This is a genomic window from Elusimicrobiota bacterium (assembly GCA_028718185.1).
GTDB lineage: Bacteria > Elusimicrobiota > UBA8919 > UBA8919 > UBA8919 > JAQUMH01.
Genome location: JAQUMH010000023.1, coordinates 1 through 12,639 on the forward strand (window position 1 = coordinate 1; position 12,639 = coordinate 12,639).

Consider the following 12,639-nt stretch of genomic DNA (forward strand, 5'->3'; position numbering starts at 1 on the left):
ATCTACATATTCTGTTGTCCTGTATGCGCCGCCCTGATTATCCAGTGTAGTATCATAATATGCTTCATTCTGGCCTGAACCGGCGGACATCATATCAAAATTCTCTGCCTCTACTTTTGTGGGTGTGCTTGTACTGCTCGTTATCAACAATGGCACTCCTGCGGAATATGACTGCTGGGTGCCGCCCCAAATATATATTACTTTATCACCTGCTGTTGCGCCTGGTGTAGTGTCATTCGGCCACATTGTGGCGGATGTAGTAAGCCTGCCTTGTATGAATATACGCACGGAATGATTAACAGATTTAGCCCATTTAACCTGGTCAAAAAATGCCTGGTTCCAGCATGTAGAACTGTTATAAGGCCACGGTAGACCGCAAGCGTCTAAAAGACTAGACCAATTTAAAGATGCACACGAAAAAACTTCAAGATTTGGGAACCAGCCTTGCCATGTCGTAATTTTATTCTGAAAGTCAGTGAGAGATTGACCGGAGTTTTGAATCTCATATGCGTTGAATAATCTATTATCATTTATATAGGCAGTATCAATTCCACTTCCCCAAACACCACCATAAGAATTACTGCCACAATTGAATGACCATGTGAATTTATCGGGCTGGTCGGTAGGTTTGTATTTAGCCACTACATTTTTGCACTTAGTGAAAAAACTATTGGTGAACGCACGCCATGCTGCACCGCCGTCAGCCGGTATGCCTTTGTGACAATACGGTTCTTCAAGTTCTATACCATCAACAGTGGGATATCTTTGCAATACCCATTCCAGGTTGGAAAGAAAATTGTTCTGCGCAGAAACACTGTCTTTAAAGGCATCCCAATCATTATTGGCATATGAGGCAATGCTCATAAAAAGATAAGTTTTAATACCTATTGTGTGAGCATAATCGATACCTAAACCGATATAATCCGTTTGAGTATTATTTTTAATGCCTTCTATATATGACGGAGTTAGTCCGAAGGGTGAATATGAATCTGCACCATAGTATGCTGCCTTATCAATGTCAGTTTTATACTCAGATAAAACAGACCAGTTGTTTAATAATCCCCTCTTGAAACTTAACACAGCAGATAATGTTTGTGCTGTTATCATACAGGTTAATGCCAACACTGCTAATAATAAAAATAATTTAATGGGTTTAGTCATAAAATTGTCCAACTGACAGGCTTCAGGATTCAGTAAACAGAAATCAGAATTCGGCACTCAGAACTCAATAATCAGGATAAAGAATTCAGAATTTTGGTAAATAAAAAAGTGTATCAGAAAATCAACCAATTGGTTATTAGGTGTAGTTTCTTCCTAATCAACTAATTCGCTAATTTACTAATTCACTTATTTGTTTTCGGTAACCTTGCTGGCTTGATAGCCACAAGCGGTTTATCACAAAGCGGTTTACACGCTTGTGATTTACTTGCTTGTGGTTTGTCTTTTATCGGCAACCTGTTGGCGTTACTATCTTAGCCCTTGGTTTTGCGAACTCATCAAGGTTTCCCTTGAGCAGCCTTTTCGGGTTAGTGCTCGGAGTTCGGAGCTACTGCACCGAACGAGAACACAATCCCGATCACATATTCAGTTATAAATAAGAATCGGGTTAGTGCTCGGAGTTCGGACCTACCGGACCGACTGAGCACACAATCCCGCATCAAGCGGGGTAAAACAACACGAATATTAGCCTTTTTTATTAGTTCTATTAAAAATATTAAATATTTTTATATATGGTTCTTCCTCTAATAGAGTATAACGTATATAGCGAAAACCGTCAATAGCTAAAACTGTCATTATTTTGTCTAAAACTGTGTTTTCAGATATTAGATATGAACAGGGATTTGAAGTGGAACCCCACGACTTAGCAGGCGGGTAAATTATCATGTTTTTATTCTTGTTAGTTTTATGATTCCCAAGTTAGTCACGCCAAGGGTCTACGACAACTACAAACATTGAAATTCCTATACATCAAGTTAAGCAAAGCTTCGCTTTGCAGCTACAAACTAGTTGATATTGTAGCCGCAGAGCGTTAGCTCTGCTATACATTGAAATTCTTATACTTTAAATTATATTTATAACTCTTACTTCTTGGTTTCGGACTATGGACATTAGACTGATATATGTATGCTAACTAACTTTGAATTTATTTGATTATACCTCTAAAATTACTCGTATCCAATTTTCATCATAATTTTCTAATACCTTTTGAATATTTACCAATTTATCTCTTTTATCTATAAATTGTTTTACCTCGATTTTTCCATCATGGAGAAGTTTTGCCGCAGTAAACCAGTTGTCTTTATGATTGACCCGGTTCATTGGAAATTTAATGGTTACACCTTTTATTCTAAGTTGAGTATAATTAAAGGCAATTTTGGTCCGGGTAGCGCCCATATTTACTATAGTCCCGCCCCGAGATATGATTTGGCAGGCCATATCTACAGCTTCATCTGAGCCGGAACATTCAATCACGGCCTTTATTTGCGGATAACACGTTTTAATTTTTTCACATAAATCTTTATCATTGGCATTGTATACTTTAGCCCCATATTGTGCTGCAAGTTTCATTCTTCTCTCATCAATATCTGTGCCGATAACATCAATATGATTATGACTTAAAAGCTGAACTACAATCAATCCTAAAAGACCTAATCCCATAACCACTACCGTGTCTCCGGGCGAAACATTCGCATGATATACATGATTAAGACCGACCATCACCGGATCAGTAAAACACATTGCATCAGAGTCAGCACAATTACATTCTATTGCACAATCACTTACTGCATATTCGGCAAAATTTGCCATCTTAAGGTCCCATGAATCATATAAGTTTAATCTTACTACTTGATTCCCCGCTTTTAAATTTTTAACTTCTTTTCCTACTTCAACAACTGTACCTACGCTCTCGTGACCATGATCTCCCGGTTCAAAATCTTCCCACCGATATAACTCATTAAAAAAATGATGATTATCCCACATACCGCGGTCTGAACCGCAAATTCCAACCTTATTAATCTTAACTAATACCTGATTGGGTTTAATCGTTGGAATAGGAACTTCTACTATATCAAAACGATGATATCCTTTCAGCCAGGCAGCCATCATCTTTCCTTGCATATCATCTCCTTTTTAAATTACAAATTAAAATATTAATGAATTAAACCGACTTATCAAATTAACGGACAACTTAAACTTTATGAAATTTTCCCATACGAAAAGTCAGAGCCAAAATAGCGGTTATAAATATACCGCCTGTCCTTTAATATTTGATTTTCTAATAGCATCCATTACCTTTATTACTTTTCTCACTTCTTCTAATTTTACAATAGGTTCTTTGTTCTTTATTATACACTGATATATATTTTTATAAAATCCATACATGTCCGTAGAAACCAAAGGAACAAACTTTGTTTTTAATTCATTTACTTTGCCTGTTTTTATCTCAAATGATGATGATGATGTCTTATTGCTGATAGAACTTCCCGGTTCCGCATTACCAAAGTTACCACACAAGGTTGCGTTCGTTCCTAACACAAACCATCGGGGGAAAAGATTTATCCGGCTTGACTGGGATATTTCTATCTTTCCTAAAATACCATTCTCAAATTTAATCCAGATATTAACATGGTCTTCAGCGTCTTTTTTAAAACATCTGTTTTGTAAATCACTGCTGACCCAAAGCGGTTCGCTTTTAACCAAAAGCAACATCTGGTCTATGAGGTGAGAACCCCATTCATTTAGTCGCCCGCCGCCAAATTTTTTAGTAAGACGCCAATCAATATTTTTACCTGTGGTAAGTCCTCTGACTAAACTATATTTGCTTACTTTGGATTCTATAACATATACCCGCCCTAATATCTTTTTATTAAATATATTCTGTAATGTAACGAAGTCTCTATCCCATCGCCTATTATGGTGGACAAATAACTTCTTTTTTGTCTTTTTGGCTACAGCAATCATCTTTTCTGCTTCTTGGTCATTTAAAGCCATCGGTTTTTCAACAATCACATGCTTGCCCGACTCCATTGCTTTAATACTTATGTTTTTATGGAATACTCCGGGCACTGCTACTACAATTAACTCTATTGAATCATTTCTTAGTAACGATTCAACGTTATCATAATATCTGGTATTATACTCCCTGGCAACTTTGTTCCCCCATTGTTTATTGATATCACATACCGCAGATATTTCAAAAAGATTGGATAATTTTTTACATGCTTTCAAATGCCAACCATAGCCTATAAGTCCAGTACCTACAATACCTATTTTTATCCGTTTATCATCCATGATTAAATCCTTTTAAAAAAATCATATCATCCTTTATTCTTTTTTGCCAGCTTGTTGGCCGGCATTTTTGTTTTAAAGATTCCTTGACCAAACCGCTTGTAGTTAAAGGTACGTTATATAAATTCTCTATAGATAAAAATCCTTGGTAATTTTTATATTTTAAAATTTGTAATATTTTTTTCCAATTTACCATTCCTTTACTTAAAGGCAACCACTCTTTTTGCCATTCTCCATGTTTATTAACCCAGCCTGTATTTTTCACATGAACATATGCCAGATAAGAAGATAATATTTCTAAACCCATACTCCATTCTTCACGTCCTTCGATAATCATATTCCCCGGGTCGTAAATAACACCATATTGTTTACAAGAAAGACCTTCCAATAAAGTTGCAGCTGCACTTGCCGAGGGAACAATCGTCCCGTGATGGAGCTCAATCAATAACTTAATATTTGAATCTTTTAAATCTTTTTTTACTTTTTCCAGACTTTCTCTTACTTCGGCTTTGAGTTTATGATATTCTTCTTTTCCTTTCTGATAAGTCGGCATGCATGCCCGGAAAGAGGGAGCGCCCATTTTATGTGCTGCAGAAATCAATTTTTTTATATTTTTAGTGTCAAATACCGACGCGTAACTGCCTAAATTGGAAATTGCTAATCCTGCATCTTCTGTAATTTTTTTTATGTAGACAGCTTTTTCCTCAAGTCTTTTTAAAGGGAAATGGTAATCCGGATGAATTCTCCATTCCACCGCATCATACCCTGCTTTTTTTAATTCTATTACTATTTTTTCCGGAGAAAGTTCCGGAAGAATAACCGTAAAAAGGGAATATTTCATTGTTTTCAATAGTCCGGTTGTGCAAGTAGTTTCTCTGCTGATACTTTTGCGGACAACAATCTCATCGCTCCACATGGACAGATAACATCTTTACGTGCTTTTTCTCTCTACTGTTACCTTTATTTTCCTATCTTTTATTTGAAAGTTTTAAGATAGCTTCGGCTACCATTTTCTTTGCCTGATAAATATCAGAAGGAGTTGTAGTGTATTCTGTCATACTTTTAGCTACCATATCCATACTTTTAGCAAGTGCATCTTCACCTTCTTTTGCCAGTTGTGTATTCCCTTCCTTCTTGAGTTTCTCTATCAATTGACCCAACATGTACAGATAACAATAATCTTCTCTGCCTTCTCGCATGATTTCTTCACGCATTGAACCTAAAAACGGGTTGTTCTTATCAAGCACAGGATTAGGATGAACGTAATTCCTGTTGCTTTTCATAACACTTACCGGGAATGTCTCCTCAGGAGTCTTCCAATAAGTCTGCGTTTTATTATAGTCAAAGTCCCTGAATCCATAGTCATAATTCCAAAAATCAAATAAATCAGTATTATATTTATAAGCAAGCCAGTAAACGTTTCGTTGTTCTATCAAAAGATGATACATCATGTAACCGGGAGCAATTGTATTGGCGCCCCAATACCAACCTATCCTATCGCCTGCTTTCTTACGTTCTAATAAGAAATTGACAATATCACTATTTTCCCAAAGACCCATATGAGCAGTCCATATGCCGGTATAACCTATCATTTGATTAAGAACACCTTTAGCACGACCGGTAAAACCTGTAAACCAATTTGTAAACCCGGCATCCTTTATTTCCTTTTGTGATTGCTGCCATTTCTCAAGAATTCCTGCTTTTAGAAAATCAGGCTCGTCCCAGGTCATTAATAAAAAATTATCTAACCAACCTTTCTCTTTCAAATGGTTATATACTCTTTTAAGTACTGCCTGCCGTTCCGGTCCCATACGATCATCGTTGTTTTTAATTTGAAGAGGTCCTGCAGGATAAAAATTGCGCATATCTACGAAAATCCAGAATTTTTTTATCCCGAGTTGCATAAGTTCTTCTGTCTTCTTGTCAAAATCTTCATAACTGCCTTCCGTTGGCGGATTCCAGGCTAAATATGAATTTCCGCGCTGAAGTTTTATCATATGTTTTGCTATCAGCTTTTTATATTCAAAAGCCGACAAACCTGTAGCTTTAGTAGCAGAGTTGGTGTCTATCCAGGGAATAATACCTAAAGGACATTCTTTTAATAAAACAAAATCCCAGACTGTTAAAGAAATGTTTATTTCAGTACGTTTACCGTTTTTCGGGATAATAGACACAGTCCCCGTGTAAGTCCCTGCTACCGTATTTTCCGGTACATAAAAAGTAAGCCAGACTATATTGTTCTTATTAGGATGTGCATTAAATACTTTGTCTAATCTCAACGGGTCAGGACGAAAACCAATAACATCATCCATACTTTTAAGATGACGGGCATCAAGAAACTTCTGTCTTTGTTCTTCATACCATTTACTATTTTCCTGTGGTTTGAGTATTCCATATTCTGCGTCTACATTTATCCATGCCGCAGGATGATACTCAAAATTATCCTTACTTATCTTATAAACATTCCCTTGCGATGCAATAGATAAATCACTGAACTCTACTGTTATGTCTTTCAGGTCTTCTTTACCTTTTGGGATTATAACTATCTGTGCAGGTTCATACTCGTCTTTAGCTGTAAATAGTTCTATGGTTTTATTTGTACCGGTAAATTCTTTGTCACGGAATACGCTTAACATAGAACTTTCCGTAAAAGCATCATAGGACACTGCCCCAAAAGAAACGCTTGTCAAAAAACCAATAACCGCAACTGCCGGTAATACAAACTTTAAAAACCTTTTCCTGCTCATAATACAGTCTCCCCTATGTTTTTTTAGATTCGAAAAACAAGATTCAAGAAGTAAGATAACATCTAACATTAGATTTTGGACTAAGGACTGTTTATCAATCCAAATCTAAATCTACTTATTTTCCTTCAAGTTTAAGATTTATATAATTAAAATTACCGATGAATTTAGCACCAATAGCATCCATTGACAATTTCATTACATGTTTCCCTGCATCTAAACTTACTCCTGTTTTAGTTACTGTTTGCCAAGTCGCCCATCCGCCTGTATCAGGTACTGTCATTGGTCCGGTTTTATCTACATCATCAAACTCTATATGGAACTTCCCGCCCTGACCGTCACATGATACTCGCACTTCTATTGTATATTTACCGGCAGTTTCTATGTTTATTGTATATTTTAGCCATTCGCCTACTCGAACCCAGCCAACATTAAAACCACCGCCTATATCATTACAGACCTGAATATCTACTCCTTCAGTAGTACGATATTGTTTTCCTGAGTTTATCGCATCTGTTTCGTGATATCCTACGCCTTCGCCACCTTTATCAAAATCTTCAGCTTCAATTTTTATGTCTGTGCCGGATGATTGCTTTTTAATATCCGTTGTCTCACTTGTTTTTGCATTACTTTTTTTCGAGATAATTTTCTTCTTCGCCTCTGCTTGTCCGATACAACTTAAACACATCCCAAACACTAATCCTAAAAAAATCCAATTCCTCATTTTACTACCTCCTTTTGGATTCTGTTATAGAGTTTTAGAGTTTGTAGAGTTCCAGAGTTTAAACCCTAAAACACCATAACCCTATAACTCTATAACTCTTCTCTTATTTCACTAATCCTATTTTCCCTGTCTTTTTGCTACCCGCAACGTCCTCTATCTGATAAACATATATTCCTTTACGTACTTTGTCACCATCATCATTCTTGCCATCACACTCGAGCCAGCCAAGATTACCAAAATCTATCTCTTTGAGTTCCCTGACCAACCAGTGAAAAATAAGAAGCAAGAAGCAGAAAACAAGATACAAGATTCAAGAAGAAAGAAACAAGATGACCTCTGATTTAGAACTACATTTACTGAAGCAGAGCTTTGCTCTGCAGCTACAACAGACGTTAGACCTCGGACTGCCTTTGTCTTTTATTTCCTTATCTTTTATTTGAAAGTTTTAAAATAGCTTCGGCAACTAATTTCTTCGCCTGATAAATATCAGAAGGAGTTGTGGAATAATCAGTCATACTTTTTGCAACCATATCCATACTCTTAGTAAGCGCTTCCTCACCTTCTTTAGCCAGTTGTGTATTACCTTCCTTCTTTTGTTTTTCAATTAATTGTCCTAACATAGAAAGATAACAATTATCTTCTCTCCCTTCCCGCATAACTTCTTCGCGGATTGAACCTAAAAATGGGTTGTCCTTGTCAAGTACAGGATTAGGATAAATATAATTTCTGTGGACCTTAGGTATTTCTTCCGAATTTGCCCAGTAAGTTTGTGTTGCATAGTCAAATTTTCTAAAACCAAAATCATAATCAAAAAAGGAAAATAAGCCAATATTATATTTGTAAGCAAGCCAATAGATATTTCTCTGCTCTATAAGAAGATGGTGCATCTGATAACCGGGAGCGACCAATGTAGCGCCCCAATACCAGCCTATCTTATCACCGGCTTTCTTGCGTTCCTGTAGAAAATTGATTGTATCCGGATTTTCACAAAGTCCAATATGGGCGGTCCATATACCGGAATAACCTATCATCTGATTGAGGAACCCTAATGCCCGGCCGGTGAAAGATGTCTGCCAATTTTTAAATCCGGCATCTTTAATTTCTTTTTGCGATTGCTGCCACTTCTCAAGAATGCCTTCTTTTAGAAAATTAGGTTCATCCCATGTCATTAAATAAAAGTTATCTAACCAGCCCTTCTCTTTTAAATGGTTACATAATTTTTTAAGTATTGCTTCGCGTTCCGGTCCCATACGTTCATCATTATTTTTAACGCGAAGCGGTCCGTCAGGATAAAAATACCGCTGGTCTACAAAAATCCAGAATCTGTTAATACCGAGCTGCATAAGTTCTTCTATCTGTTTGTCGGAAGTTTCATAACTGCCTTCTGATGGCGGACTCCATCCCAAACATGAATTTCCTCGGTGAAGTTTAACCATATGTTTCGCTAATATTTTCACATATTCAAAACTAGATATACCTAAAGCTTTAGAAGCAGATGTACTGTCTTCTGTTCCAAGCAGAGTTACAGGACATTCTTTTAGCAGGACAAAATCCCATACTTTTAAAGAAACATTTACTTCTGTCCGTTTGCCGTTCTTCGGAATAATAGAAACTGTCCCGGTATATGTTCCCGCTACCGTGTCTTTGGGTATATAAAAAGTAAGCCAGACTGTAGTGTTCATATTAGGATGTGCATTAAATACTTTGTCTAATCTTAACGGGTCAGGACGAAAACCAATAACATCTTCCATTTGTTTAAGATGACGCGCATCAAGAAACTTTTGTTTTTGGCTTGCACTCCATCTAAAAGTATCCTCTACATTTTCCCATGCCGCAGGATGATATTCAAAATTATCCTTAGTTATCTTAAAAACGTCTCCTTCATCATTACCCGGCAGTGCATAAGTGAGGTCACTAAATTCTATTTTGATATCCTTAAGATCTTCTTTACCTTTTGATATAATAATTATCTGTGCAGGCTCATACTCGTCTTTCGCAGCCGAGAGTTCTATGGATTTAGTTGTACCACTAAACGCCTTGTCTCTAAATACGCTTACCATTGAACTTTCCGTAAAAGCATCATATGACACTGCCGCAAAAGAAACACTTACAGAAAAACCAATAACTACAGTTATCAGGACTGCTACCTTCAAAAAACTTTTCTGCTTCATTAATACAACCTCCCTTTAAATTCTGTTATAGAGTGTTAGGGTTATGGCGTTATAGGGTCTGCGACTTTATAAACTCTACGAACTCTATAACTCTATAACGCTCCTCTCACTTTACTAATCCTATTTTGCCTGTCTTCTTGCTACCTGCAACGTCCTCTATCTGGTAAATATATACACCTTTGGCTACTTCGTCACCATCACTATTTTTGCCATCCCATTCTATCCAGCCTAAATTACCATAATCTACCTCATTGAGTTCCCGTACAAATCTTCCAGCTACAGTATATAATTTCATGACACTGTTCATTGGCAGGTTTATTACCTTTAACTTACCATCAACTGCTGTTGCAGGATTATATGGGTTAGGATATAATTTCACAGTAGTTAAATCTATCGCCGGAACTAGTCCTAATAAAGTAACTTTACTTAATTGAACATCATCTATATAATAAATGTCCCCAGCTTTAGCAAAAGATGCAAGCCAGAACCGTAATCGTCCGTCACTAACTTTACTTGTAAATCCTTTTGTATTGAATTCTGTGGTAAATGTCTGCCATGTTGTGCCAAGATTCGCTGTATAAGTTAAGCCGTAGTTAGTATACGGTGAAACATTCTTCAATAGATTAACAGTCACATCATGCCCGGTTGTCGAGTATGCTGAAAAACTTAAACGATAATGTGTATTCGGCTCAAGTTCAATACCGGTTTGGTACAACTGAATATTTGCATTTGTTGCGGTTATTGTACATTTGGCGGCAAAAGTCCCGTTATATCCGGGTGTTGATGTAGAAAACTCTCCACCTCCACCTGCGTAATATACCCATAGCATTTTACCTGTTTCAAATCCGGGATTTTTGATGAGATTGATAACTTCTGCTGATGTTACAGTTATAGATACAGTCGCTGTATTGCTGTCAGCCTTAGTATCATTTGCCTTGAAAGTGAAACTATCTGTTCCAATATATCCGCTGGTTGGTGTGTAGGTTACGTTCGGTGCTATACCTGACAATGTTCCATGAACCGGCAGGGTAACTGTGCTGTATGTCAAAGTATCACTAACATCTGCGTCAGTTGCAGTCAAGGTTATTGTCTTAGCTGTGTCTTTGGGTGTTGTAACACTTTGGCCACTTGCTATCGGCGTATTATTTGGATTTTGTCCTGCAAGATAACTATACCAGACATCAGCCATTTTATCGGCACCGACACTATTGGGATGCTTATTATCACTAAGGTCAGTGGCGGTACTGATATGCGGATACATATCAACAAAATAAACTTTTTTGCCTTGGCTTTGCTTCTCCGGTACTAAGTTACGAATTGCGTTATTATATGCAATTACATTATCATTCTCGTTGAATGGAGTCCACACATTGTCTCTGAGCGGAATGATTGCTGCTATATAAACTTTTGTATTGGGTAATTTTAACGCGATTTTATCTATAATACCACTAAGACTATTAGTTGCTTTGGAGAGATTGAAGATTGAAACATTGTTGATTGATGCATAATTATCATTTGTCCCAATATGCAGTAAAACAATATCGGGAGGATTCAAGGTTATCCATGTGTTAATTTTATTATTAATATCTTGTATATACCAACCAGCCCACCCTTCGTGATTTTTATCAACGCATTGATCACCGGTAGTTTTAGTGCTCCCGACAAAATCGTATTTCGGGTTGGCAAGGTCAGGGTTTAATAATGTATATAATTTGACCCTATAACTGTAGCTCCGTTGAGTTATTGAATCTCCGAGCGGCATTAATTTTATAGGTGCAGACACAACATAAGTTAATGCTCCGAATGAAATCACAAGTCCGATAATGCACACAATAAATGCAAATAGCATTCTACCACATTTTTTATTCATATTCAAACTCCTGTGATTTCTGATGTAAATAGGGTCAAAAAGGTTATAGAGTTTATAGAGTAAAGCGAGTTTTAGAATTTGCAGAGTATAAACCCAAACCCTATAACCCTAAAACGCTAAAACGCTAAAACCCTATAACTTTTCTTTCTTCGCTTTGGACTGATTTTGTTTTTTTATTTCTATTTATATACTTCAAATTCCCATAATGAATATCCGAACTTTGTTCCTCTTGCAGTACCGAACATCCGGATATATCTTCCTTTGCCACTTAATGATATTTCTTCTTTACCGCCTGTTCCGTCTGTCTTTGTATATATAGTTGTCCAGTCGGCATCATTATTTGATACTTGTATCTCATAGCTCTTACCATAAGCTGCTTCCCAATTTAATACTACCTTTTTAATATTACAAACACTACCAAGGTCAATTCGTATCCATTGCGGGTCAGTACGTTTTGATGCCCATCGTGTTGATAGATTACCGTCTACTGCTCCTACCGGCTCTGTTTTTTCACTTTCTACTGAAGATGCTGTAACCGGTTTATTTAAAGCAATATTAGTTACAGAACTATCTTCTTTTTTAGTAACTTCTTCACTTGCATTACCTTTTTTCTTTACAACCCTCTTTTTTGCTTCAACTCGCCCCACACAAGTTAAACACATACCAAACACCAAACCTAAAACTATCCAGTTCCTCATCTTTACTACCTCCTTTTAAATTCTGTTATAGAGTTTTAGAGTTTGTAGAGTTCATAGTGTTTAAACCCTAAAACGCTATAACCCTATAACTCTATAACATTTCTCTTATTTGACTAATCCTATTTTCCCAGTCTTCTTCTTA

The 12,639-nt window shown here is 36.7% G+C and carries 11 protein-coding genes; all 11 read right to left on the reverse strand.

Translation table 11 applies throughout. The features are described 5' to 3' along the window. Window positions 1–1,161 (reverse strand): hypothetical protein (locus tag PHE88_12430; GenBank protein ID MDD5688626.1); only part of this gene is annotated, 1,161 nt, incomplete at its 3' end. Between the two features lie 522 nt (window positions 1,162–1,683). Continuing rightward, window positions 1,684–1,884: a hypothetical protein gene (locus tag PHE88_12435; GenBank protein MDD5688627.1), complete on the reverse strand. Its 201-nt coding sequence runs from the start codon at window positions 1,882–1,884 to the stop codon at window positions 1,684–1,686. Window positions 1,885–2,151: 267 nt separating this feature from the next. Next, complete coding sequence (locus PHE88_12440) at window positions 2,152–3,120, reverse strand: zinc-binding dehydrogenase (protein MDD5688628.1); 969 nt, start codon at window positions 3,118–3,120, stop codon at window positions 2,152–2,154. A 120-nt stretch (window positions 3,121–3,240) separates the two neighbouring features. Beyond that, window positions 3,241–4,293: a Gfo/Idh/MocA family oxidoreductase gene (locus PHE88_12445; GenBank protein MDD5688629.1), complete on the reverse strand. Its 1,053-nt coding sequence runs from the start codon at window positions 4,291–4,293 to the stop codon at window positions 3,241–3,243. Further along, a complete protein-coding gene (locus PHE88_12450; protein MDD5688630.1) occupies window positions 4,286–5,206 on the reverse strand; it encodes a sugar phosphate isomerase/epimerase in 921 nt (306 codons plus the stop codon). The genes PHE88_12445 and PHE88_12450 overlap by 8 nt, the downstream gene beginning before the upstream one ends. 52 nt (window positions 5,207–5,258) lie before the next feature. Further along, window positions 5,259–7,037 (reverse strand): hypothetical protein, encoded by a 1,779-nt coding sequence (locus PHE88_12455; protein MDD5688631.1) that lies wholly within the window; start codon window positions 7,035–7,037, stop codon window positions 5,259–5,261. A 115-nt stretch (window positions 7,038–7,152) separates the two neighbouring features. Then, on the reverse strand, window positions 7,153–7,758 hold the full coding sequence (locus tag PHE88_12460; GenBank protein ID MDD5688632.1) for a carbohydrate-binding protein: 606 nt from the start codon (window positions 7,756–7,758) through the stop codon (window positions 7,153–7,155). A gap of 103 nt (window positions 7,759–7,861) precedes the next feature. Then, window positions 7,862–8,044, reverse strand: a complete 183-nt coding sequence (locus PHE88_12465) for a hypothetical protein (protein ID MDD5688633.1) — start codon at window positions 8,042–8,044, stop codon at window positions 7,862–7,864. A gap of 139 nt (window positions 8,045–8,183) precedes the next feature. After that, window positions 8,184–9,929: a hypothetical protein gene (locus PHE88_12470; GenBank protein ID MDD5688634.1), complete on the reverse strand. Its 1,746-nt coding sequence runs from the start codon at window positions 9,927–9,929 to the stop codon at window positions 8,184–8,186. 106 nt (window positions 9,930–10,035) lie between these two features. Further along, window positions 10,036–11,799 carry a carbohydrate binding domain-containing protein gene (locus PHE88_12475; GenBank protein ID MDD5688635.1) on the reverse strand — a complete coding sequence of 588 codons (1,764 nt, stop codon included), beginning with the start codon at window positions 11,797–11,799 and terminating at the stop codon, window positions 10,036–10,038. A 179-nt stretch (window positions 11,800–11,978) separates the two neighbouring features. After that, on the reverse strand, window positions 11,979–12,497 hold the full coding sequence (locus PHE88_12480) for a discoidin domain-containing protein (protein ID MDD5688636.1): 519 nt from the start codon (window positions 12,495–12,497) through the stop codon (window positions 11,979–11,981). Window positions 12,498–12,639: the final 142 nt, after the last annotated feature.